This window comes from Ekhidna sp., from assembly GCF_040220215.1.
In the GTDB taxonomy this organism is placed as follows: Bacteria; Bacteroidota; Bacteroidia; order Cytophagales; family Cyclobacteriaceae; genus Ekhidna.
This window is the reverse complement of record NZ_JAVJTR010000002.1, coordinates 1-24,968: the sequence shown is the minus strand read 5'-3', so window position 1 is coordinate 24,968 and position 24,968 is coordinate 1. Positions and strand designations below refer to the sequence as shown.

At 39.8% G+C, this 24,968-nt stretch carries 19 protein-coding genes; 11 read left to right on the top strand and 8 right to left on the bottom strand.

The annotated features are described in order from the left end of the window. The 8 genes from RIC88_RS00440 to RIC88_RS00405 all read left to right on the top strand — a co-directional run. A partial coding sequence (locus RIC88_RS00440) for a PadR family transcriptional regulator (protein WP_350215419.1) occupies positions 1 to 548 on the top strand: 548 nt, incomplete at its 5' end. Further along, complete coding sequence (locus RIC88_RS00435) at positions 500 to 3,187, top strand: FtsX-like permease family protein (RefSeq protein ID WP_350215417.1); 2,688 nt, start codon at positions 500 to 502, stop codon at positions 3,185 to 3,187. The genes RIC88_RS00440 and RIC88_RS00435, both read left to right, overlap by 49 nt. A gap of 79 nt (positions 3,188 to 3,266) precedes the next feature. Next, the gene (locus tag RIC88_RS00430) at positions 3,267 to 3,959 is read left to right on the top strand and encodes a CoA transferase subunit A (protein WP_350215416.1); all 693 of its coding nucleotides are present in this window, start codon (positions 3,267 to 3,269) and stop codon (positions 3,957 to 3,959) included. Between the two features lie 28 nt (positions 3,960 to 3,987). Then, complete coding sequence (locus tag RIC88_RS00425) at positions 3,988 to 4,377, top strand: four helix bundle protein (RefSeq protein WP_350215414.1); 390 nt, start codon at positions 3,988 to 3,990, stop codon at positions 4,375 to 4,377. 1 nt (position 4,378) lies between these two features. Next, complete coding sequence (locus RIC88_RS00420) at positions 4,379 to 5,032, top strand: 3-oxoacid CoA-transferase subunit B (protein WP_350215412.1); 654 nt, start codon at positions 4,379 to 4,381, stop codon at positions 5,030 to 5,032. Between the two features lie 80 nt (positions 5,033 to 5,112). Continuing rightward, a complete protein-coding gene (locus RIC88_RS00415) occupies positions 5,113 to 5,646 on the top strand; it encodes a YceI family protein (protein WP_350215410.1) in 534 nt (177 codons plus the stop codon). A 10-nt stretch (positions 5,647 to 5,656) separates the two neighbouring features. Continuing rightward, positions 5,657 to 6,571: a CvfB family protein gene (locus RIC88_RS00410; protein WP_350215408.1), complete on the top strand. Its 915-nt coding sequence runs from the start codon at positions 5,657 to 5,659 to the stop codon at positions 6,569 to 6,571. Positions 6,572 to 6,579: 8 nt separating this feature from the next. Beyond that, positions 6,580 to 7,629, top strand: a complete 1,050-nt coding sequence (locus RIC88_RS00405; protein ID WP_350215406.1) for a formylglycine-generating enzyme family protein — start codon at positions 6,580 to 6,582, stop codon at positions 7,627 to 7,629. Between the two features lie 133 nt (positions 7,630 to 7,762). Here the strand turns inward: RIC88_RS00405 and RIC88_RS00400 are convergent, their stop codons facing one another. The 5 genes from RIC88_RS00400 to RIC88_RS00380 form a co-directional block, all read right to left on the bottom strand. Continuing rightward, positions 7,763 to 8,248 carry a hypothetical protein gene (locus RIC88_RS00400; RefSeq protein ID WP_350215404.1) on the bottom strand — a complete coding sequence of 162 codons (486 nt, stop codon included), beginning with the start codon at positions 8,246 to 8,248 and terminating at the stop codon, positions 7,763 to 7,765. A 137-nt stretch (positions 8,249 to 8,385) separates the two neighbouring features. Further along, positions 8,386 to 8,742: a sll1863 family stress response protein gene (locus RIC88_RS00395; protein WP_350215402.1), complete on the bottom strand. Its 357-nt coding sequence runs from the start codon at positions 8,740 to 8,742 to the stop codon at positions 8,386 to 8,388. Between the two features lie 86 nt (positions 8,743 to 8,828). Beyond that, a complete protein-coding gene (locus tag RIC88_RS00390) occupies positions 8,829 to 9,035 on the bottom strand; it encodes a response regulator transcription factor (protein WP_350215400.1) in 207 nt (68 codons plus the stop codon). Between the two features lie 18 nt (positions 9,036 to 9,053). Continuing rightward, positions 9,054 to 9,266: a response regulator transcription factor gene (locus RIC88_RS00385; protein ID WP_350215398.1), complete on the bottom strand. Its 213-nt coding sequence runs from the start codon at positions 9,264 to 9,266 to the stop codon at positions 9,054 to 9,056. Between the two features lie 84 nt (positions 9,267 to 9,350). Further along, positions 9,351 to 10,871, bottom strand: coding sequence for a 7TM diverse intracellular signaling domain-containing protein (locus RIC88_RS00380; RefSeq protein WP_350215396.1), 1,521 nt, complete (start codon positions 10,869 to 10,871; stop codon positions 9,351 to 9,353). Positions 10,872 to 11,074: 203 nt separating this feature from the next. On the opposite strand from RIC88_RS00380, the gene RIC88_RS00375 reads away from it, so the two are divergent. The 3 genes from RIC88_RS00375 to RIC88_RS00365 all read left to right on the top strand — a co-directional run bounded on the left by RIC88_RS00375 (position 11,075) and on the right by RIC88_RS00365 (position 15,494). Next, on the top strand, positions 11,075 to 14,341 hold the full coding sequence (locus RIC88_RS00375) for a PAS domain S-box protein (RefSeq protein ID WP_350215394.1): 3,267 nt from the start codon (positions 11,075 to 11,077) through the stop codon (positions 14,339 to 14,341). Next, positions 14,334 to 15,026, top strand: a complete 693-nt coding sequence (locus tag RIC88_RS00370) for a LytR/AlgR family response regulator transcription factor (protein WP_350215392.1) — start codon at positions 14,334 to 14,336, stop codon at positions 15,024 to 15,026. The genes RIC88_RS00375 and RIC88_RS00370 overlap by 8 nt, the downstream gene beginning before the upstream one ends. Before the next feature lie 117 nt (positions 15,027 to 15,143). After that, the gene (locus tag RIC88_RS00365) at positions 15,144 to 15,494 is read left to right on the top strand and encodes a hypothetical protein (RefSeq protein ID WP_350215390.1); all 351 of its coding nucleotides are present in this window, start codon (positions 15,144 to 15,146) and stop codon (positions 15,492 to 15,494) included. On the opposite strand, the gene RIC88_RS00360 is transcribed toward RIC88_RS00365, so the two are convergent. From RIC88_RS00360 to RIC88_RS00350, 3 genes are all read right to left on the bottom strand, one after another. Then, positions 15,469 to 17,058 (bottom strand): sensor histidine kinase, encoded by a 1,590-nt coding sequence (locus RIC88_RS00360; RefSeq protein WP_350215388.1) that lies wholly within the window; start codon positions 17,056 to 17,058, stop codon positions 15,469 to 15,471. The genes RIC88_RS00365 and RIC88_RS00360 overlap by 26 nt on opposite strands. Before the next feature lie 106 nt (positions 17,059 to 17,164). Further along, the gene (locus RIC88_RS00355) at positions 17,165 to 18,079 is read right to left on the bottom strand and encodes a PorP/SprF family type IX secretion system membrane protein (RefSeq protein WP_350215386.1); all 915 of its coding nucleotides are present in this window, start codon (positions 18,077 to 18,079) and stop codon (positions 17,165 to 17,167) included. 186 nt (positions 18,080 to 18,265) lie between these two features. Further along, positions 18,266 to 24,968 (bottom strand): Ig-like domain-containing protein (locus tag RIC88_RS00350; RefSeq protein ID WP_350215384.1); only part of this gene is annotated, 6,703 nt, incomplete at its 5' end.

Sequence of the window (24,968 nt, the reverse complement as noted above, 5' to 3'; positions counted from 1 at the left end):
TTTTTTTTTTTTTTGGGGGGTGTTTTTTTTTGGCCTTTTCCATTCTTCCCTCACCTCCCCCCCACCACTTGGTGGGGTGGCACGACTCTTTTTTCAACCTTCTTATATTATTTACGTTTAGAAATTTTATATTTAATTTACATTTAGAAATTAAAGCCCATGCAATGAAAGAATATCAATTAGGCGAGTTTGAAGAAATCGTTTTACTCACGGTGGCGATTCTACACGATGATGCTTACGGAGTGTCCATCAAAGAAGAAATTGAGAATCGTTTAGATCGGAAGGTCAGTGTAAGTGCGTTACAAACCGCTCTCCGAAGGATGGAAAAGAAGGACTATTTAAAATCTGAACTAGGAGAAGCTACAGCCATTCGAGGTGGTAAAAGAAAACGTTACTTTAAGGTCACCAAAACGGGCAAGGCAGCTTTGGACCATAGCAAAGAAACTCGAATGAAGCTTTGGTCAGCTATCCCGGATGTGTCATATGAATTTTCAAAAGCATGGATAAGCAGCGGCATTCTCCCCCTTCCTGGTCTACAAAATTTCTAGCATGGTTTCTCAAATCGGAATACTACGAGGATGTGCAGGGGGATTTGGAAGAGGAATTTCAACATAAAGCGCAGGGCTCCAGCTTAATCAGAGCAAAACGCTGGTATACCTGGCAAATCATCAGGCTTTTAAAACCTGACATGGTCAAAAAAATAGAAGCTCAAAACTCAATCGAAAAGGAAACTAGTATGTTTAAAAATTATTTTAAAATCGGACTAAGAAACCTCTGGAAGTATAAATCCAGTACGGTTATCAATGTAATAGGCTTATCAACAGGCCTTGCAGCATTTGTACTCATAGCACTATTCGTTAAAGACGAGCTCAGTTATGACAGGCATCACGAACATGCAGAGAACATCTATCGTGTTACTGTGAAAAATTACACGCGCGATGGAGATATCAGCAGACAATGGGCTTTTGCGTCTGCGGGTCATGCAAAACTTTTAAAAGAAGATTATGCTGAAATCACCCATTCAACAAGATTCTATCCATGGGCTTTCCCAGATCTGGAGTACCAGGAACAAACATTTCGTGGCGAACCTGTGATCTTTTGTGATCCTGATGCATTTGAGATTTTCGATTTTAAATTTTTAGCGGGTTCCACGGAATCTGCCTTCCCCGATATCTATTCGCTTGTTCTTACCCGCGCTTCAGCAATCAAAATATTTGGCAATGACTGGGAGGAAAAAAACATTATAGGTGAAACGGTGAGCTTATCACGGGATGACAATGAAGCTCCATTCAAGGTAACTGCTGTGATTGAAGACATGCCAGCCCAGCAGCACTTTCATTTTGATTACCTGGCTCCTATTCGTTTTGTGGAAATGATTATGGGTGAAGAGGCTGCCAGCAATGTGGGAGGTAATTACAATTGGATGACCTTCATTCGCACCAACCCGGAAGCAGACATCCCAAGATTAACCGATGCTGCCAATGATGAGTTTTGGGATAAGTACATTGGAAATTTTGATTCAGGTGTAGCTGCACGTGACTTTTACGATTTTGAATTTCAGCCACTGCTGGATATCCATTTAAAATCTAACCTGGAAGGTGAATATGAAACGAACGGATCCATAGAGCAAGTGTATATTTTCAGTGTTGTGGGGATACTCTTGCTACTTGTTGCTTGTGTCAATTACATGAACATCGCTACCTCACATTACTCCAGACGAATGAAAGAAGTGGGCGTCAGAAAAGTGATTGGAGCATTTAAATCTTCTTTGATCAAACAGTTTTTATCTGAATCACTACTGGTGGTGCTAGTCTCTCTCCCTCTTGCGGTATTGCTGATTTTATGGGCACTTCCCTATCTCAATGAGTTCATGGAAAAACAGCTTTCATTTAATCCACTTGTTCAGACAGACATCTTTATAGGACTCATTTTATTAATGATATTGGTAGGTGGACTAGCTGGCCTTTATCCTGCAGTTTTTCTTTCTAAAATCAATTTGGTGCAGGCACTGAAGGGCGAACAATCGATGAATTCCAGTAAATGGAATTTCAGATCCTTTCTCGTCACATTCCAGTACATTGTTACTATCGGGCTCCTGTTTGCGATTGGAGTGATTGAAAGTCAAATGAATTTTATTCGAAATTCAGATCCGGGATTTGACAGGGATTACATGGTTACCTTGAGATTACCTCGAGGAGACTATAGCAATGAAACATTTAGAAGTGAGCTACTAAAGAATCCACAAATTGAAAAAGCCGCATTTTCTTCCAGGATTCCTACAGGTAGATTGGCCGACAATTGGGGATCTCGTTTTTACAAAGGAGATTCTGCTATAGCCACCAGCTTTAGGCTTCCCGTAGTTACAGTTGACAAATATTTCCTGGACACTTATGGGATAGACATGTTAGCTGGAGAAAACTTTAGAGATGGTATGGAGACAGAACTGGCCCAGGACACCATGGTAACCGGGTATTACATTATTAATCTGGAAGCTTCCAAGGCTTTGGGATTTGAAGACCCTGCCGAAATAGTGGGACAAAAGTTAGGCTATGGTCCATCGGAAGGCAGAATCATTGGTGTTATGGAAGATTTTCATTTTGAATCATTACATAGTCCAATTGTTCCTACCCTGTTTCTCATAAGAGATGGGTATCGTCGTATAAGCCTTAAAATAGGTGCTGAAGATGTTAGAGGAACACTTGATTATATCGAAAATGTTTTTGCTCAATTTGATTCGGAAAGTGATCCGAATTATCGATTTGTTGACGACTTATTTAATGATCAATATCAAAAAGAGGAACGATTGGGAACTATGATCAAAGTATTTGCTGTAATTGCCATACTCATTGGGTGTTTGGGGCTTATCGGAATGGTTGGTTTCATTATCGAAACCAAGCTCAAAGAAATAGGCGTCCGCAAAGTGCTCGGTGCTTCAACCCAAAATATCTGGTTGATTATTAGTAATCGTTTCCTGATACTCATTGTTATTGCATTTATGATTGGATTACCAGTAGCTTATTGGTTTATGAGTGATTGGCTTCAAGGATTCGTTTACCGTACCAACATTTCGTTTATGCTAATAGCCATGCCTGTGGTGGTTGCAACCCTATTGACATTGGCTGCTATCGCATATCAGACAATAAAAGCCACGCGGATAAATCCGGTAGAATGTCTTAAAGACGAATAATTTTCGGCGAAAAAACAAAGAAGCCATCTGTGTTTACGGATGGCTTTTTTTATTTGCACATTCACAATAACTTCAAACCATGATTGACAAAGTAGTAGCCAATGCGGAAGAAGCCATCCGCGGAATTGAAGATAATATGACCCTTATGCTGGGTGGTTTCGGGCTGTGTGGTATCCCGGAAAACTCCATTGCCGCTCTTGTGAAATCAGGAGTAAAAGGACTTACATGTATTTCTAATAATGCCGGAGTGGATGATTTTGGCCTTGGACTCTTACTTCATAAACGACAAATTAAAAAAATGATCTCTTCTTATGTTGGCGAGAATGCGGAGTTTGAGAGACAAATGCTGAGTGGCGAACTAGAAGTAGATCTTATTCCACAGGGTTCACTGGCTGAGCGTTGCAGAGCCGGAGGTGCCGGAATACCAGCTTTCTTTACTCCTGCTGGTTATGGTACTGAAGTAGCGGAAGGAAAGGAAGTTCGTGAATTTAATGGTAAGCCGCACATACTTGAATCTGCGCTCACTGCTGATTTTGCTATTGTGAAAGCATGGAAAGGTGACAGAGCAGGAAACCTGATCTTTAAAGGAACAGCCAGAAATTTTAATCCTCCAATGGCAATGGCCGGCACAATTACGATTGCAGAGGTAGAAGAATTGGTAGAGCCAGGGGAATTGGATCCTAACTTTATCCATACTCCGGGGATTTTTGTTCAACGAATATTCCAGGGTGAGAAATACGAAAAACGAATTGAGCAGAGAACCACACGATAATTGGATTTGAAAATGAAAGGATTTGAAGATGAGGAATGATAAAGAAAATTTAATCGTTGAGCTGAGTTTTGGTTTCGCATTGAAGATTATAGAATATGCGGAATTGCTCGAAAGTAAAAAGAAATTTGTCGTTGCAAATCAAATTCTAAAATCAGGAACTTCCATTGGAGCTAATGTGCATGAAGCTCAAAATGCCGAAAGCAAAGCAGACTTCATTCACAAATTAAAGATAGCCGCAAAAGAAGCTGACGAAACAGAATACTGGTTAAAACTTTGCTCAGCAGCAACTTCGTATCCTACACCAGAAGGTTTAAATACAGATTTAACCTCAATCATTAAAGTGTTATCAAAAATCATTGGCACATCAAAACGGAACAATCAATCTTCTAACCCAACAATCATCAAATCATCAAATTAACATGTTAGATAAAGACGGAATAGCGAAGCGAATCGCGCAAGAACTGAGAAACGGATGGTATGTGAACCTGGGCATAGGAATCCCAACCCTGGTGGCCAACTATATTCCGGAAGGAATAGATGTAGAATTTCAATCGGAGAATGGTTTGTTAGGTATGGGAGGCTTCCCAACGGAAGAGCAGGTAGATGCAGATCTCATAAATGCCGGCAAGCAAACTGTTACTACCCTACCCGGAGCTTCCATTTTTGATTCTGCTACATCGTTTGCTATGATCAGAGGCCAGCACGTTCAGTTGACCGTTTTAGGTGCAATGGAAGTTGCTGATAATGGGGACATTGCTAACTGGAAAATTCCCGGCAAGATGGTGAAAGGCATGGGAGGTGCGATGGATTTAGTGGCGTCTGCTGAGAATATCATTGTAGCTATGATGCACACGAACCGAGCCGGCGAGTCTAAGCTTTTATCTGAATGTACCCTACCCATTACCGGCGTGAAGTGCGTGAAAAAAATAGTGACCAATCTGGCGGTATTAGATATCACTCCTGCTGGATTCAAATTGATAGAACGAGCTCCTGGGATTTCTGTAGATGAAATCAAGAATGCAACAGCCGGACGTCTTGTAGTTGAAGGCGATATTCCTGAAATGAAGCTATAAAAAAATAATTTTTAAGATTGGTGAAACTATTTTATATATTTATATGTATATACATTTATTGTAACTACATATAAAAATAAATGAAAACTTTGACTAAAACAAAATGGAAAATTGATCCTACTCATAGCGAGGTTCAATTTAAGGTGAAGCACCTGGTGATATCAACCGTAACAGGTACATTCAAAAACTTTGAAGGTGATTTAGAATCTGAAAGTGAGGATTTTGATGGTGCAGAAGCCACATTCAGCCTGGACGCCAACAGCATTGACACCAATGTAGCAGATCGTGATAATCACCTAAAAAGTGACGACTTCTTTGCAGCAGCTAGCTATCCTAACATTACATTCAATGGCCTATTAAGAAAGACAGGTAGCAAATACCAACTGTCTGGCCTTCTTACCATCAAGGATGTTACTAAAGAAATAACATTGGATGTCGAACACGGTGGAACCATGGTGGATGGATATGGACAGAATAAAGCAGGATTTGAGATCAATGGCAAAATCAACCGAAAAGATTTTGGTTTAACCTGGAATATGGTAACTGAAGCCGGTGGTGTAGTAGTGGGTGATGAAATAAGGCTGCACCTAAACATCCAGCTGGTTGAGCAATAAACATTTTAACTTGACTAAAAAAGTCCCTCTCCTGGGACTTTTTTTCTTTTCAATCCGGATTACCTCTAAGAGCTCGGTCTCCGGTACCTTTGCACCCATGAATGTAGGCACTTACCAAACGTTAGAAGTAGATCGAATCACCACCCCGGGTGCCTTCCTGACAGACGGTGAAACAGATGTTTTGCTTCCGACTAAATATATTCCTCCCGGAACCGAAGAAGGTGATGAGCTAAAAGTTTTCATCTACCGTGATTCGGAAGATCGCATAATCTGTACAACCCAAATCCCATACGCTCAAGTAAATGAGTTTGCCTATCTGAAAGTGAAGGATGCCAGTGCAGTTGGGGCATTTCTTGATTGGGGGATTGATAAAGATCTACTGGTTCCATTTCGTGAACAAAAGAATAAGCTACAACGAGGACATTGGTGTTTGGTCTATTTATTCCTCGATGAAAAAACAGATCGCCTGGCAGCAACGGCTAAAATCGCTAAGTACTTCAAACCAGAAATCACCGTAGAGGAAGGTGAAGAGGTGGATTTGCTAATCGCAAACACAACAGAACTAGGCGTTAATGTAGTGATAAACAACAGCCATCGTGGCTTGATCTATGAGAGTGATCTATTTCACGATGTTCTGGAAGGTGATCGTATCAAAGGCTATATCAAGTCTATTCGAGAAGATGGCAAAATTGATGTAAGCCTACGGAAAGTTGGTTTGGAGAATTTGGAAATGGGTGCCCAACAGATACTGGATGAACTAAAATCTGCTAATGGCTTCCTTCCTCTTCATGATAAAAGTAATCCTGATGAAATCCAGTCGGCATTGCAAATGAGTAAGAAGAACTTCAAAAGATCTGTCGGGATTCTTTATAAGAAGAAGCTAATTATCTTAGAAAAGGATGGAATTAGGACAATTTCCAAATAATTCAATGAATGATGGTCAAATATTCTTTGTTTCTTCTGTTTATTCTTTTTTGTGGATGTACAAAAAATAATTCAAGAGATAAAAATGATATTCCAGATGGAATGGTTTACGTTCCTGTTGGCACCTTTCAAATGGGAGGTCGGAGTAGACAGGCCGAAGATGATGAGTTTCCAATTAGGACAGTGCAAGTTTTCCATTTCTATTTAGATGAGACAGAGGTTACCAACTCGGAATTTTCAGAATTTGTAAATGCTACTCATTATCAAACGGTGGCTGAAAGAGCAATTGACTGGAATGAACTTAAAAAACAGTTGCCCGAGGGTACACCTAGACCGGGAGATTCACTTTTATTGCCAGGATCATTGGTGTTTAAAATGACATCATCTCAGGTAAATCTATCTGACTATTCACAATGGTGGGAATGGAAGATTGGGGCCAACTGGCGTCATCCCGAAGGACCTAATAGCAGTATTGAAAATAGAATGGACCACCCTGTCGTGCATATTACTAAAGAGGATGCACAAGCATATGCCCAATGGGCAGGTAAAAGACTTCCTACGGAAGCAGAATGGGAATGGGCTTCAATGGGTGGAATCGAAAACTCCAAGTATCCATGGGGCGATGAATCCATCGAAAAGGCATACGATAAAGCTAATTTCTGGCAGGGGGTTTTCCCTTTCAAAAATCTTGAATTAGATGGTTTTTTTGGAACTGCGCCTGTGAAAACTTATCCTCCAAACGGATACGGTCTTTTTGATATGGCAGGAAATGTTTGGGAAATTTGTGAAGATAAATATCACTTTTCAGCATATTCTTTGACTCCCGCCGGCGAAGTTATCTCAAACCCAAAGGGACCTGAAAGTTCATACGATCCTCGAGAACCACTTTCAGAAAAGTATGTGACACGTGGAGGATCCTTTCTTTGTAATGACAATTACTGTAGTGGATATCGAACCGCCCGAAGAATGGGTCTGGAGAAACAATCCTCCTTAAATCACACCGGTTTTCGATGTGCGAAAGATATAAATAATGATGGGAATAAACCGGATAAAAAATAGAACATCATTCTGATTGAAACGAACTGAAAATCTTTATTCTTCTTTTTGTCCTCGATATTTCAGAATATACACTAATTGAAAATAGAAAAGCCTCACATTGGTAAGGCTTTCCTTCACCATTTCAATTAATTTGCTATTCCTCAGATTCATCCTCCACACGTACAGCACTTTCTTCTTTTAAACCATTGTAAATTTCCTGATATCTGGCTTTAGTTCCTTCGCTAGATTTCAATTCTTTCTTTAAGGTATTGTACAAGCCTGCTCCAATGTCTCCCTTGATTTTTCCAATATATACCTCCTTAAAAGAAGATGTCATAGAATCATAATCCACTTGTATTTGCTGAAATGCCATTATCTCATCATCCGTTGCTTCAATCTCCTGCAACTTCAAAGAGTCTCCGTTTGCAGATTTTATCTCAACAAATCGGGCTGCTTCCAATACTTCATCGTTGTTGATCCAGCCGTTATACACTTCTGTCATTCTTTCTTTTTCCACTTCAGCCCACACCATAACAGTTGCATATTTGGTGAGTTCTTCATCGCTAAATGATGTTTCATCCTGGGCATTGACCATGTTGATACCAGCCACTAAACATATCAATAGTAAAACTTTCTTCATCTTATTTCTAGGGTTTTAATTTTTTGAAAGGCACAAGTATATAAAATTGATTTTTATGATTTCAAGGCATCAAAACATCATTCTGGAATAAAAAAAAATGCCGACAAATATGCCGGCATTCTTCTAAAAAGGGATTTTTAATTTTTCAACTTATCAAAGAGATAAGAAAAACCATCCCGAATTCCGGTATATGCTTCCTCTGTCTCGTCTTTTATTTCATTCACCTTTCTCGAGAAATCCTCCTTCACTTCATTCCACTTTTCTTCACTTGTTTCTCTCATTTTCGAGTACTCAGATTTGAAGGCATCTCTCTTTTCTCTAAGCAATTCAATACGATTTTCGTATTTATCCTTGGCTGAAGCTTCTACATCCGAGACTTTCTTTTTTAAGAATTCAATTCGCTCCTCCAAGGTATCAGCAAAGGCTTTGATGCTTTCTTCATACTTGTTCTTATGATCAATATCTGCTTCATTCAAGATTTTTGATTCATCCATTTTTTGAAAGTTTGTTTTTGATAAATAGTCTGTTAATAAAACAAGATGGGAATGGAATCGTTCGAAGTATTTTGATCATTGTGAGATCAGGTAATCTGCATAAGTACTTTTGCCCAATCTGCCTGATTCTTTATTTGAAGCTTTATTCTTATGCTTTTGCGATACCCATCATAGGTATGGATGCTTACATTCATCTTATCTGATATTTCACTCCTCGATAAACCTTTACTGAGCCACTCAATAAGTTCTATCTCACGCCTGCTCAGCAAGTCTAACCTGTTATTTTTTGCCATCGATGACTTATTGGAATATTAAGCAACCTGATAAAGCACCTTTGCCCAGTCCGCATGATTACGAATCTGAAGCTTTGTACGAATGTTCTTTCGGTACCCATCGTATGTATGAATACTCATAGCCATTTTGTCGGCGATTTCACTTCGGGTATACCCCTTATTAAGCCATCTAATGAGTTGGATTTCTCGATTATTAAGCTTCTCTTCAATTATGTTGCTAGTCGTTTTCATACCCCCTAATTAAGGGTACCTATTTCGGCTAAAACGAATTTTTGTCGTGAGTGACAGCTTGCATAGCGTGAAATGCAGGAGTTGTTACTTTGACAGGCGCTCTTCCAATTGTGGCTTGTAGGTTCTGGAAAGCTTTAACTCCTCTCCATCCCTTAGTAAAAGGTAATTTCCATAAATGGTTTTCACGTATTCCAGGTTCACAATTGTGGATCTGTGAATCTGAACAAATTGTGGTGGAAGGATCTTCAGGATCGCACTCAGTTTATTACGATCTACTTCCGGCCTGCTTTTATCATTCAAATAAAATTCCAGGTAGTGATCATCCGATTGAATATACCTTATGCGAGACGGATCTACCACGGCCTTGCTCTTTAACACCACAAATGGTTGTTCCTCCTTTCGGGATTTATCTTCAAACTGTTGGATGAGGCTTGTGAGCTTCTTGTTAGAATAAGCGAGGGTCCGCTTTTCGTTAATTATTCCAAAAATCAAATAAACCATGGCATAAGTGAGCACTCCTACCTCAATAAAGAAACCCACAAACAACATATCACCAGGAACCAAAGATGAGCTAATAGCACCATATTCTATCAAAATCTGGCTTATTACACCTAAGAAAAAAACAGAATAGCCTATCAGAAAAACCCTTGATCTGAAAGCATCTATTTTGAGGTGGTTTATAGCACTAGTATATGCGAATATGATGGTAAGTATCAATAACACATATCGCATTGAAATCAAAGCTGGGGCTAGCGCTACGATAAACCCAGGGAATAAAATCCATATTAAAGAGCTAATCAAAAACAACCAAAGAATCCCATCCATCACTTTATTAAATGCCTGCAAATGCTTTTTCGTATCAAAATATCGCTGTATGTACATGATCAAGAAGACCATGGCCAATTGAGTAGTAAATGGAAAGAAGTGCGTGTTGAATTCAGGGTAGTTTGAGGTGATGTAATGATAGCCATACCCCAACTTTGCAAAGCACCTTAGTCCGAAAGCCAGTATATAAAACCCATACCAGAAGAAGATATTCAGCTTTAGTCTTATCCCAATAAATAAGGACATCAAGGTAACTAAAGCTAGAAACCCAAAGCAGAAACCATAAAATATCGTCTCCCTATTATACATGTTCCAAAAAGCGGATTCCTCATAAAGCGTCAGTGGAAATCGAGTAGCAGAAAGTCTTTTGTCAATATTCAATAAGTACGTTTTTGACTCACCCGATTCGATTGTAATCGGGAATGTGAAATTCCGATATAAGACCGGACGATCTTCAAAAACAAAGCGATCTCCAGTTTCAAATAGCTGAATGACAGAATCACCTACTATTTCGAATAACTGTAAGTAATCCAATTGTGGGTAATCAACTTCCAAGTAGAATTTTGCTCCCTCCGTTTTGTTGGTGATCGGGATTTGAATCCAATATGCAGAATTACCGATTCCGGGATTAACCTTATTGGCCACTAAAGGAAGGTCATTATTTACAATGGCGATCCAAGCTTCCTTACCACTGATAGTATCTATAGTTGCGTAAACCGTGGAGCCTGCATTTACATTATAGATATTATTTTCTTCTTCCAACGTCACTTGTGCGCTCACCGGGAAAAAAAGAAAACTAAATATTATTGCTAGCTGAAAATTTCTAGTCAAGAACACCTTAACACCTCTTCATTCATCGATTGTAAAATAGTGAAACTAATAGAAACTGGTTAGGTTTATCCTGCCATCTGCCAAAGAATTGGAAAACATTTCACAATTCCATCATCCATGATTATTCCCTTTTTTACCTTTAAACCAAAAACTTGAAAACCCCTCCAATCCCATCAAACGAAAGCGACCGGATCAAAGCACTCAAGTCCTATGAGATTCTAGACACTCTATCGGATCAAGCTTATGATGATATTACTAAAATTGCTTCTCAGATTTGTGGCACGCCTATCGCCCTTGTTAGTCTCATTGATGAAGAACGACAGTGGTTTAAGTCTCATCATGGCCTGGATGTACAGGAGACTCCACGTGAGCTTGCTTACTGTGCTCACGCAATCAATGAACCGGATAAAATATTGGAAGTACCGGATGCACTGAAAGATGAGCGATTTCATAATAACCCGCTTGCTCTTGGTGAACCGTATGTAAGATTCTATGCAGGCGCTCCTTTAACAGATGATGGTGGGCACACCCTCGGAACACTTTGTGTCATCGATCACAAAGAAAGGCAACTAACAAAAGAACAGAAAGATACTTTATGGGCATTGTCTAGACAGGTTGTGGCTCTCCTGCAACTGAGAAGGGAAAATATCAGGCGAACACAATCTGACCAGGACTTCAATGAACTGGTCGAAAACCTGGGAGACGGAGTTTTTGAGCTGGATGAAGATGGTAAATGCACCTATGCCAATAGTAAGATGCTTGAAATGCTTCGAAGAAATAAAGAAGAGGTATTAAGCACTTCCATCTGGGATATGATCTACGATGAGGACGTTGAAGAAATGAAAGCGTTTTACGGTGAACAGTTTAAAAGAAAATCGGAAAGATGTAATTACGAATATCGATTAAAGCAAAAAAATGGGAATCCAATTTGGGTGTCTCAAAGCACCACCATGGCCTATGAAGGTCAAAAAATGGTACGATTGCGAAGTATCTCAAGGGATATTTCCGAAAGAAAAAAGCTGGAACAAGAACTTGCCATAAAGGAATCACTTTATAAATTGGTTTCAGAAAATTCCAGTGACCTAATAGCCCTGCATGAGCCGGATGGTACCTATAAGTACGTTTCGCCATCTTCGAGTGAAATTACCGGATACACAGCGGATGAGTTGGTAGGCAGAAATCCCTATGAATTTATCCATCATGAGGATGTTAAAAGGTTACAAAAAGGACCTCATGAGGAGACACTGGAAGGAGAAAGCATTAGTAATGTGGAATACCGTCTGAGAAGGAAGGACGGATCATATGTATGGATGGAATCCTACACCAACCCTATTAATGACGAAGAAGGGGTTATTTCTTCATTTCAGACATCCTCCAGAAACATATCAGAAAAGAAAAGTGAGGAAATAAAAATAAGCAAACATCTAGATGGGTTAACCTTATTGAACGAGTTAGCAAGCCTATCAGTAAGAGATGAAGATGTATTAAACATTGCCATAAAAAAGGTCACCCTTCATCTCGGAATGGATGTGGGTATTATTAGCCAGATAAAAGATAATTCACTTACCGTTAGATATAGTTTCTCCAGAAAAAAAAGGATCAATGATTCAACAGCTTACGCACTGGAAAAATCATCTCCTTATTTGGCCTTCGAGCAAGGAGGAATCTTACTGACTGATACCGATCAAAACAAAAACATTGAAGTACATCCCTGCTTTCCTAATGATGCTGTAGGTACATATCTTGGATCATGTATTTTTAAAAATCGAGAAAAGTATGGGACTGTTGACCTTCTTGGTTTTGATCATAATCTTGATAAAATAAGTACTTACGACAAAGAGTTTTTACAGCTATTTGCTAATTGGATCGGATATATACTCGAAGCACAAGAAGAAAAAGAATTACTGGATAAAGCCCGAAGAATTGCTGAGGCGGCTTCAGATGCAAAGGATAGCTTCCTTTCAATGATGTCGCATGAAATCAGAACGCCATTGAATGGGATTATCGGAACCACACATCTATTGCTAGCAAAATCTCCAAATGAGCAACAAATCCCTCACTTGAGGGTCTTAGAACAAAGCAGCAACAACCTGATGGCGATTGTGAATGATATACTTGATTTCAGTAAGATTGAAGAAGGAAAGATTCAAATTGATAAGTCGGCATTTGATTTGAATGAACTTGTGTCAAGTATTTTCAATAATTATAAAGTTCAGGCGCAGGATAAAGGAATTCAGATAGATATTCATTACGATCAGTCACTTTCCAATTTCTATATTGGGGATTCGGTTCGAATCAGCCAAATACTACACAACTTACTTAGCAATGCTGTAAAATTTACCCACAAAGGACAGGTATCGCTAGACCTCCGGGTAACAAACTCACATGATCATTTTGATGAAATTCAATTTTCAGTTAAAGACTCAGGAGTAGGAATACCAAAAGCAAAGCAAAGTGAGATTTTTGATATTTTCATTCAGGCAGATAAAACAACAACCCGAAAATTCGGTGGCTCAGGATTAGGTCTTGCTATCACCAAACGGCTATTGGAAATAATGAATAGCAACATCAATCTTGTGAGTGAAGAAGGTCTTGGTTCTGTATTTTCGTTTAAATTAATAATGCCGCGTTCATCTGTAGAAACAGTACGGAAAACCACCATCAGTGATACAGGATTTCAACCATTAAATGCAAAAATTTTACTGGTAGAGGATAATATTTTCAATAGAGCAATTGCAAAAGACTTTTTAGAAACATGGAGCTGTGAAGTTTTGGAAGCTGGTGATGGGAAAGAGGCCATTAATATCCTTAAAAAAAAGGAAGTAAATCTGGTACTATTGGATTTGCAAATGCCTGTGATGGATGGCTATGAAACGATAAAAGCGATTCGTTCAAGTAAGGTAAACAGGATAAAAAACTTGCATGTCATTGCGCTTACTGCCGCAGCAATGGGAGATGTCGAAAGCAAAGTCTATCAATCCGGAATGGATGGTTTTATTACCAAACCATTTCATCCTGCTGATTTTTATCAAAAAATATCTGCTCAATTGAATCCTTCATCAAATATTTTAGAGGAAAGAAGCGTAGACTCTCTTATTATAAATAAATTACAACAAACGCTAGGAGCAAGTGAAAGTCAGATTGAAAGATACTTTGACGTATTTGTTAAAACACTCATTGAAGAAAATGAGGTTTTGAAAGCTTCCATTAGTGATGAAAATATTTCCTCATTGCGTGCTTATGCACATAAAAACAAGTCCAGTCTTTCGCTTGGTGGATTGGAAGGATTAAGCAAGGAAGCAGAGGAAATTGAGGAAATGATTGATCGAGATATGACCAAATCCAGGATATTGGAAAAAGCACTAATACATCAGAAAGAAGTAGAAAAAGTACTGGAAGAATTGAGAGCCAATGAGTAGTAAGCTAAGAACCATTATTGTTGATGATGACAAATTTCAGCTTGAGATTATGTCTTCCTTTGTGAAGAATACGAAGTTTCTTTCATTGGAAGGGGCGTATGATCAGTCGTTGGAAGGTCTGGATGCAATTATTGCATCAAGCCCTGACCTGCTTCTTTTGGACATTGAAATGCCGGAACTCTCCGGATTTGATCTATTAAAATCACTCAGCCAGATCCCACAGACCGTTGTAATCACAGGCAATAAGGATTATGCTGTGGAAGCTTTTGAGTTAAATGTGCTGGACTACCTTGTAAAACCGGTAGACGATTATGCGAGATTTTTGAAAGCGGTGACAAAAGCTAAAGAAAATTTCACACCTAAAAATGAAAAAGTTGCCGATTCAATTTATGTACGGGATGAGTCTTTACTGGTAAGTATTAAGACTAAAGATATTCAATATTTTGAAGCGTATGGAGACTATGTGAAGATCGGAACAGAAAAGAAAGTGTATGTAATACACTCTACTCTGTCAAAGATTGAGGCTCGTTTAAATGAGGACTTTGTTCGTGTGCACCGTTCCTTTATCGTTCGGCTTGACAAGATCAAAAATATTGATCAGAGCAATCTTCAGGTGGGAGAAAAGATCATTCCAATCAGCCAATCCATGCGACCCAAATTGATGAGCAAAATCAGCACATTTTAGTCTTAAATCCCTTAACGCTCTTAAATATTCAGTCAACGATGATTTGATGTCAATGAGCGATTACTTCATTATAAATAAGGCTGCTGGGCTAATTTAGACATTGAATCAATATGATTAATGTCGAACAAAGTGAGTGATTATACATGTATTGTTTGCGATGAAGATAAATTCTCTAAAGAACTTATTTACAACTTTATAGAAAAGACTGAAGGTTTTTCAATTGCCAACTCTGATAACCTTGCGGATGCTGATATAATATTTATTGATTCAGAATTCTATGAAACAGGATTTACTCCAAACAAAAACCTGAGTGCGCAAATCATAGTCGTGTCATCAAATCATAAATATGTTGATTCTTTTTTCAAGAATGAAATCACAGACTATCTAATTAAGTCTGAAATAAATTATAGTAGATTTTTAGAGACCATAGAAAAAATTAAAATTAACCGGTTGGAATCGTTAAATTAAAAGTAGTTCCTAAATGTTCGGCACTAATCACTTCAATGTCTATGTGATTATATCCGGCAAACTCCTTTACCATTACGAGTCCCAGACCGGATCCTTTTTCTCCATCGGTACCTACTTTAATTTTACTGTTTTCAATTTCAAATATCTGACTTTGATGCTGGCTAGTCATCCCTACACCATTATCAGAAATGGATAGCAAAACCTGTTTTGAGCCATCCATTCTTGCTTTAAGTCTGATCTGCTCATTTTCCCGACTGAATTTGATTGCGTTTCCAACAATATTTCTAACCATAAAGGCAAGCATATTATGATCCGCAAAAACGTTCAGATCCTTTGGGATATCCAGTCTAATTTCTAAGGACTTCTGATTAGCGTTTGCCTTAAGAAGTTCTTTCACTTCCAAACAAACCCTATATAGAGACAAAGATTCGTGATTTATCTGAATTTTATTGGTATTGATCATGGACCATTTCAGAAGGCGTTCCAGTAATTCGGAAGCATTCGAAACGACTGGCTCTAAAATCGTCATCATGTTCATACATTCATTGCTAGACAATGTTTTATTCTGCATGAGTTCCATAACAGAATGTACAGAAGAAAGAGGGGCCTTAAGGTCATGACCAACAATGGAAAATATTTTATCCTTTAGTTGGTTTGACTCAATCAATTCATCATTTTTCTTGACCAGAAGTTTATGCTGATAGTTCAAAGACTCAACCGTCAAATCAAGACTTTTATTCAACTTTCTATATTTATTAATTCTATAAAAAGCACTCAAACTAAAAAGGAAAATCATTGCAAACCATCCATAGATCAGAAAAGCAATATTATTATTTCCAGCCTCAATTACTTTGTAAGCTGTCCCAATCCTGAAGGCTTGACCATAAAGGTTAAAATCTGAGTAGATAAATTCATTATCTGACTGATGAAACATTGTTAGGGGTAACGAATCATACTTATTGTTCTCATTTACGGTATCGTATACCATTTCCTGATCAAAATAAATATCACCAACCTGAAAAGTAAAGATCATTTCATTGACAATATTATTTTGGTAAATAGGCGCAATTAATGATCCGGTACTTACAATAGATGCAATGTATCCAATCGATTTATCGCCTCTTCTCAGATTAAAATTAAGTGGCAAACCAGCCCATCCTTCGATCAAATTTATAGGCGGAAACAAGTGAAACTCTTCGTCCTTGACCATCAGGTTAAGCCTGTCTATTTCGGACTGGTCTCTCAATTCCTTAATCATCATGCCAACTAACCCATTAGGGTTGATCAAATTGCGATTGAAAGAGTAAATGAATTTGTGATCTAAGCTTAGATATGACAGAATCAAAGAATCACTTTTATCAAGATCTTTCAAATGAAATTGAGCGTATTTAAACAACTCTTCTTGTGTTGGGAATTCCTCAGCATTTTTGAGATAGGATCTAATCCCGGACATGTATGCCGTAAAGACTTTAAGAGATTCTGTAAATTCAGCTACTGCAAACTGATTTACCTCTTCAAGTTTTGATTGCCTATTTTCCTTCTCATTTTCGTTTATTCTGTGCACTATAAAAAGAATTAGACCGCTACTAAGTAGGGTCAAAAGAAGAAATGCAATTAGGTTGAGGCTAATCCTGAATTTGGGCATATATATGGTTTGATCTGATGCTCTATCAGAAATACCTTGGCGTGACTATTTTACTCTTGGCAAATACAAATCGGTAGTTAAGCATAATTTCATGGGAGCCTGAATTGACCTTTCGTAAATCAGAAGTGGTAATGTCATAAGCGTACCCAAGTCGCAGTTGTGTATTTAGTTGAAGCTCAAGCAAAAGGTCGATTGAGTCAAAACTTCTGTATGACACACCTAACCAAAGCTTATCATCAAACAGCACATTGGCGTTTAAGTCAAACTCAACTGGTGCTCCAGAAACTGCTTTTATTAAGAAACTAGGCTTCAGTTTTATTAATGGGGAAAGATCAAAAACTGCCCCTGAAGTAATATAATAATGCTGAATTTGCTCCGTAGATATATCTGATTGTAATGAGTTTCCCTCATCGTCGGAAGAATTCCGCATGATGTATGGCACAGACGCTCCTGCATAGAACCTATCGGTCAAATAGTAAATTCCAGCTCCAAAGTTGGGTTTAAAGGTGCTTTCTGCACCGGAAAGATTTGAATCACCTATTCCCAAATCATCGTATGAAACATTGGTGTCACTAAACCCGCCTTGTAGTCCAAATGACAGTATACCCCTGCTCATCTGCATACGATAGGCATAGCTTAAAAAAAAGTTATTCTGTGTGGTAACACCAATATTGTCACGGACAAAGAATGCTCCAAGTCCTATATTCTTACCGGGAACCGGTGAATGAACAGAAAATGTCTGTGTATTCGGAGCTCCATCTATTCCAACCCATTGAATGCGATTTAAAGCTGTTAAACTTATCGATTCATGGCTTCCGGCATACGCAGGATTGAGTACCAATCCATTAAACATGTACTGGGTAAACATTACCTGCTGCTGAGCGTGAATAGATACAGAGAGACCAAATATCAATAGAATGAAACACCAAACTTTGTTCATTGCTTTTCAAGTTTAATTCTACCTTAATATTAACCTCTAAATGAGGTCGCTCAGGCCGATATTCGGTGACCCAATAAAAAGGCTCGCCAGATGATAAATATTGTCCTTTGACTGCTTTTTGCTTTTATCAAAAAAAGGACCGGATAAAATCCGGCCCCCAACCACTAACTGGTCTATCACCACTACTTATCTTCGTATCACTACAAAGCCACTTATTGGTTCACTTCCATCGCCAAGGTCAATCAAATAGAAGTATGTACCATCAGGAACTTCATTCCGACCAGGAACCAGACCAAAGTTTGATTCTCCTCTCCAAACCTTATCTTGATTGTTGTAGCCTCGTGTTTCGAAAAGTCTGTTACCCCATCTATTGAATAGCTGAACTGTGTTGTTCGGATAAAATTCAATGTCTTTGATAAAAAAGAAGTCATTTATTCCATCGCCATCTGGAGTGAATCCCTTTCTAGGGGTAACCTTCTCACAAAGGTCAGTATCCAGATAATTTGGTATTCCATCTTCGTCACAATCATCGTTATCCAAGTCACCATCACCATTTGTATCCTCATCTGTATCTAACAGTCCGTCACCGTCAGTATCACAACTATCAGCATCCTGGAAATTTGGTATTCCATCTCCGTCGCAATCATCATTGTATGGATCTCCATCTCCATCTGTATCTTCTTCCCCGTCATCCAGACCATCACCATCTGTATCACATGGGTCAGCATCCTGGAAGTTAGGCGTTCCATCTCCATCACAATCATCATTATATGGATCACCATCTCCATCTGTATCCTCATCATCATCATTGATGCCATCACCATCTGTATCACATGGATCTGTATCGAGATAGTTTGGTATTCCATCATTGTCACAGTCATCGTTGGTAGGGTCACCATCACCATCTGTGTCTTCATCTTCCGTGTTTATTCCATCGCCATCATCGTCCTCATCCAGGTAATCAGGATCGCCATCTCCATCTGAATCGTCATTGGAAGGATCACCATCACCATCGACATCTTCATCCTCATCAAGGATTCCATCACCATCAGTATCACAACTATCAGAATCCTGGAAGTTAGGAATGCCGTCACCATCACAATCATCATTGTAAGGATCGCCATCTCCATCTGTATCTTCATCACCATCATCTAATCCATCACCATCAGTATCACATGGATTTGTATCGAGGAAGTTAGGTATGCCGTCTCCATCACAATCATCATTATATGGGTCGCCATCGCCATCCGTATCTTCATCATCATCAAATATTCCATCACCGTCAGAATCACAATAGTCCGTATCCAGATAGTTTGGAATGCCATCATTATCACAATCATCGTTGGTTGGATCGCCATCACCATCTAAATCTTCGTCCTCTGTAAGGATGCCGTCTCCATCATCATCCTCGTCTAAATAATCTGGGTTCCCGTCTCCATCACTGTCGTCATTGGTAGGATCGCCATCGCCGTTAATGTCTTCATCCAAATCTAAGATTCCATCACCATCAGAATCACCGGAAAGGATAGTCAATTCATCGGTTGAAGTATCTGACGAACTGTTGCCGGCAGCATCAGATGACGTGACTTCCACTTCGTTTACACCACTAATATTTGGATTAAAAGTTCCGCTTACAGATGTTGCTGTTTCTGTATTGACTGACCAATTTCCACTTCCATCCGCAATAACTACGTATGTGGCCCCTCCTACTAAAATAGTCACCGTACTACCTGGTTCTGCAGTTCCTCTAATGATCGGAGTGGTATCACCTGTTACTTGGCTAAATACAACAGGAGTTGTGGGTGCTGTCGTATCGATAGTCAATTCATTTGTGCTAACGTCCGAGTTAGAACAACCTCCATTCTCCGCTGTAACAACTACTTCGTTAACACCATTTTCATTTGGAGAAAATGATCCACTAGCTGGACTCGATGTATCTATGGACCAATTTCCACTTGCATCGGATGTGGTTACATAAGTAGCTCCTCCTACTTCAACCGTGATATTATTTCCAGCATCGCTAGTACCAGTTAAAATGGGCGAAGCATTATTTGTAAAGAGTGCATCCACAGTTGGAATACCTGGAATATTGTTAATTGTTATGGTAAATGCAGTCACGGAACTTGAACAGTTAGTTCCAGAGCTCTTCACGCTAATATTTGCATTGTAAGTACCAACACCGACTGACCCGGGTACATTCAAGTTAATTGGACTCGAGCCTAAAGAGGCATCAACTACATCAACGAACCCTTGTGCCTCAGCAGAAGCGTCATAATCAATGCTATATTGATCTGGATCTCCGGAAATTCCCGTAAAGCTTAAAGCTGCGAATGTCTCTCCCAGGCAAATTTCAGGATTAGATCCAAGCGTTATAGAAGGCGATGCTGGATTTGAAAGAACCGCATTTGAAATAATGTTAGATTGACATCCACTTAGCGTCACACTTATATTGGTGTAAGTTCCGGCTTCCAGACCTGAAACAATGATATCTCCGCTACCATCAGTTGCAAGGTTAGTTGACACTGCAGAGCCTGTTGTGTACGTCACGGTATATGTGGTTGAAGCTTGTAATCCTGATAATTGAATACTTCCATCAGAACCTCCGCATGAGGTTGGATTTGTAAGTGCTCCCAGCGTGACTGCAGGTGACGATGGAGATACAAGGGTGGCTGAAATATTATTAGAAACACATCCGCTATTGGTAACATTCAACTCAGTATATGAACCTGCTGATAACCCTGACAAAATATACTCGCCATCACTATTGGATGTGATGCTTACAGTAGTAGCATCAACCCCATTCAGCTTGTAATTAATATCATATGATGCAGATGCTGCTAAGCCGATAATCTCAATTGAACCGTCCGATCCGTCACAAACCGTAGGGTTACCAGATGTTCCTAGTGCTATATCTGGAGGATTCAATACAATACTTGGTATCACATTGGATTGACACCCATCACTGGTACGAGTAACGCCAACATTTGTATAAGTACCAGCATTCAATCCTGAGAGAGTGATCGTTCCAGATGAAGGTGCTTGACCTGTCAGGTTAGTTGCGGTACCACCAAACTCATAAAACACATCATAAGTCAGTGCATCACTCAACCCATTCAAATCAATTGTCCCGTCTGTTGCGGCACAGGATGAAGGATCTGTACCAACAGTTGTGCTGATAGATGGCGGTGAAGGATCAGTGATAACAACCGGTCCGGAAATTGTATTTGACAAACATCCACTCTCAGTAACTTCTATATCTGTATAGTTTCCATTATTAAGACCAGATATTGTGAGTAGACCCAAGGCATCCGAGGCTATTGTGGAATTCACATCTGTTCCATTTGCTTTATAACTGACCGTATATGTTGTAGAAGTGCTTAAGCCGTTCAAGATTATTGTTCCCTCTGATCCACCACAGGTAGTAGCATTGGTAAATGAATCAACTGTAATAGTTGCTGCATCAGGATCATTTAATGTGAAGGGGCCAGCTAATGTATTAGATGTACAACCTGTAATTGTGACATTGATATTGGAATAGCTGCCAGCGTTTAATCCATTAATAACTAAATCTCCGCTTGCATCAGATGATACTGAAGTTGAAACTGTAGCACCATTATCTTGATACGTCACAGCATAGTTCGTTGATGGGTTTAATCCTGTCAATTGAATATTTCCATCTGTCCCATCACATGTAGTAGGATTATTTTCTTGTTTTAAAGCTATCGTTGGAGTTGTAGGATCAGCTAGCGATACATCCGGATCATCCGTGGAAGTACAACCATTCAGCGTAATACTTAAGTCAGTATACCCCCCTTGAGAAGCAACAACCGAAGCAGCTCCCCCATTCACGCTAACATTATTAAAGGATCCTGATGAGTGGTTAATTTGATAAACTCCGTCGACTACATTCGTGAAGGATAATGAAATAGTACCGTTACCACCGCATATTGTAGGATCAGTACTTCCTGTCACAGAAATGGTAGGTATTGCAGGTTCATTTAATGTAACATCAACCAGTTCGGTTGAGGTACATCCTGAAACTGCAATAGTTAAATTATTATAAATGCCTTCCGGTAAGCCTGAGATAAGTGTTGTGTTTCCGTTTACAGTAACATTCGTAAAAACTTTGCTAACTGATAATCCATCTACGTAATTAAGTGAATAGGTTCCATTTGGAACGTCTGTGAAGCTCAATGAAATACTACCATCAGAGCCATCGCAACTGCTTGGTGAACTACTACCAACCAATGTTACCGTTGGAATACTCACAATGCTGAGCGTTCCGGTTGCAAAAGAGCTATTTCCACCACTATCGGCAACAGTCACTGAGATTGTATAATCTACCCCTCCGTTAAATGCCCCCAAAGTTCCGCTTGATGGTGTATCTGTATTGGTATCAACACTCCAATCCCCACTAGCATTAGGAACTATTGTGTAGGTTGCTCCATTCAATGTTACCGTCATTGTTTCACCTGTATTTAAGGCAGAGCCTGTTCCTGATGAACCAGTAATTACTGGATTTATCCCCTCACAAATTACCTGGCTGGCTACTGTTGGCGATGCAGGCGCTGATGTATCTATAACCAACTCTCCGCTCGTTGCATCTGTAGAGCTGTTGCCTACAGAATCTGTAACCGTAACTTCAACTTGATATGTAGATCCGTCAATAAATGTACCTAGGGTACCGCTTTCGGGAGTTGCTGTTTCCAGATCAACACTCCAATTACCACTAGCGTCAGGAACAACAACATAAGTAGCTCCATTTACTGTGACTGTCATTGTTTCTCCCGCAGGTAAAGCACTACCTGTACCGGTCGTCCCTGTGATTATCGGAGATGTATCGTTTGTTATCTGAGAATTTACTGTCGGTACGACCGGAGCGGTCGTATCAATTGTTAATTCATTGGTACTCGTATCTGAAGTCGAATTACCTGCTTCATCAATACTGGTAACCTCAACCTCGTTTGCACCATTGGTATTTGGACTAAAAGTGCCAGAATTTGGAGTAATTGTTTCTGTATCTATACTCCAGTTTCCACTAGCATCAGCCGTGGTAATGTAGGTAGCACCTGCTACAATTACTGTTACTGTACTGCCAGTTTCTGCTGTACCGGTTATTATCGGCGTTGCATCATTGGTTGTTTGAGAGGTTACAGTAGGAATTACCGGATCCGTAGTATCAATGATCAATTCTCCGGTTGTTGCATCTGATGAACTATTTCCCGCTTCGTCTACACTAGTCACTTCCACCTCATTTGTTCCATTGACATTAGGATTAAAGGTTCCTGAAGCTGGTGTCAACACCTCGGTATTAATCGTCCAATTTCCACCTCCATCTGCGGTTACAACGAAGGTCGCCCCTCCAATTACAACTGAAACTGAACTTCCGGCTTCAGCCGTTCCTATTATTATTGGAGTTGTATCGTTAGTCGTCTGACTTACTACTGTCGGAATAGCTGGATTTGTGATATCAATAACTAATTCATCTGTACTCGAATCTGATGTGCTATTACCCGATGCATCAGTTGATGTAACACTCACATCATAAATACCTTCACCTAGATTCGTAAATGGTCCTCCGGCTGTCGGAGTAGAGGTCTCTGTGTCAATAGTCCAGTTCCCACTTCCATCCGCTGTTGTTTCAAACGTAACCCCATTTATTACTACCGTAACTGTGCTACCTGATTCAGCTGTTCCTTCCAACACTGGTGACTGATCATTCGACGTTTGACTTGTGATTGTTGGTACGGCAGGAGATGTCGTATCTATAACTAATTCATCTGTACTAGCATCTGATGAGTTATTACCTGCTGCGTCTGTTGATGTAACACTTACATCATATGTTCCTTCACCTAGATTCGTAAATGGTCCTCCGGCTGTTGGAGTAGAGGTCTCTGTGTCAATGGTCCAGTTCCCACTTCCATCCGCTGTTGTTTCAAACGTAACCCCATTTATTACTACCGTAACTGTGCTACCTGCGTCGGCTGTTCCTTCCAACACTGGTGACTGATCATTCGACGTTTGACTTGTGATTGTTGGTACGGCAGGAGATGTCGTATCTATAACTAATTCATTAGTGGTTGTATCTGAGTTGGAGTTACCTGCTGCATCTGTTGATGTGATACTAATATCATATGTGCCTTCGGATAGCGCCGTAAATGTTCCACTATCAGGAGTTGCGGTACCTGTGTCAACAGACCAGTTTCCGGAAGCATCAGCAACCACGCTGTAGGTTGCTCCGCCTATAGTAAACTCAACTGTACTGCCGGCCTCTGCTGCTCCTGAGATTACAGGGCTTGTATCATTTGTGATCAGACTTGTGATCGTTGGTATTGCTGGCGGAGTTGTATCAATCACCAACTCATCGGTCGTCACATCGGATACTTCATTGCCTGCTGCATCCGTGATTGTAGCTATCACAGGGTAAGTGCCCTCGGTAAGCGCTGTGATGCCACTTAAGTCTAATGACCAGGTATCTCCACTGTTGGTCAACTCTGCATCTGTTCCTAAAACATAGGTCGTGCCAGCTACCGTCACCGAAAACACATCTGCATCTGAGGAATCAAATGAACCTGTAAGCGTAGGGTTGGTATTGGTCGTCTGGCTCACTACCGCAGGGGTCGCTGGATCTGTCGTGTCAATCACCAACTCATCGGTCGTCACATCGGATACTTCATTGCCTGCTGCATCCGTGATTGTAGCTATCACAGGGTAAATGCCTTCGGTAAGCGCAGCAATGCCACTTAAGTCTAATGACCAGGTATCTCCACTGTTGGTCAACTCTGCATCTGTTCCTGAAATATAGGTCGTGCCAGCTACCGTCACCGAAAACACATCTGCATCTGAGGAATCAAATGAACCTGTAAGTGTAGGGTTAGTATTGGTCGTC

Coding starts and splice junctions, on each gene's coding strand:
- RIC88_RS00435 (WP_350215417.1), top strand. CDS start 500: ATGGATAAGCAGCGGCATTCTCCCCCTTCCTGGTCTACAAAATTTCTA.
- RIC88_RS00430 (WP_350215416.1), top strand. CDS start 3,267: ATGATTGACAAAGTAGTAGCCAATGCGGAAGAAGCCATCCGCGGAATT.
- RIC88_RS00425 (WP_350215414.1), top strand. CDS start 3,988: ATGAGGAATGATAAAGAAAATTTAATCGTTGAGCTGAGTTTTGGTTTC.
- RIC88_RS00420 (WP_350215412.1), top strand. CDS start 4,379: ATGTTAGATAAAGACGGAATAGCGAAGCGAATCGCGCAAGAACTGAGA.
- RIC88_RS00415 (WP_350215410.1), top strand. CDS start 5,113: ATGAAAACTTTGACTAAAACAAAATGGAAAATTGATCCTACTCATAGC.
- RIC88_RS00405 (WP_350215406.1), top strand. CDS start 6,580: ATGATGGTCAAATATTCTTTGTTTCTTCTGTTTATTCTTTTTTGTGGA.
- RIC88_RS00400 (WP_350215404.1), bottom strand. CDS start 8,248: ATGAAGAAAGTTTTACTATTGATATGTTTAGTGGCTGGTATCAACATG.
- RIC88_RS00395 (WP_350215402.1), bottom strand. CDS start 8,742: ATGGATGAATCAAAAATCTTGAATGAAGCAGATATTGATCATAAGAAC.
- RIC88_RS00390 (WP_350215400.1), bottom strand. CDS start 9,035: ATGGCAAAAAATAACAGGTTAGACTTGCTGAGCAGGCGTGAGATAGAA.
- RIC88_RS00385 (WP_350215398.1), bottom strand. CDS start 9,266: ATGAAAACGACTAGCAACATAATTGAAGAGAAGCTTAATAATCGAGAA.
- RIC88_RS00370 (WP_350215392.1), top strand. CDS start 14,334: ATGAGTAGTAAGCTAAGAACCATTATTGTTGATGATGACAAATTTCAG.
- RIC88_RS00365 (WP_350215390.1), top strand. CDS start 15,144: ATGTCGAACAAAGTGAGTGATTATACATGTATTGTTTGCGATGAAGAT.
- RIC88_RS00355 (WP_350215386.1), bottom strand. CDS start 18,079: ATGAACAAAGTTTGGTGTTTCATTCTATTGATATTTGGTCTCTCTGTA.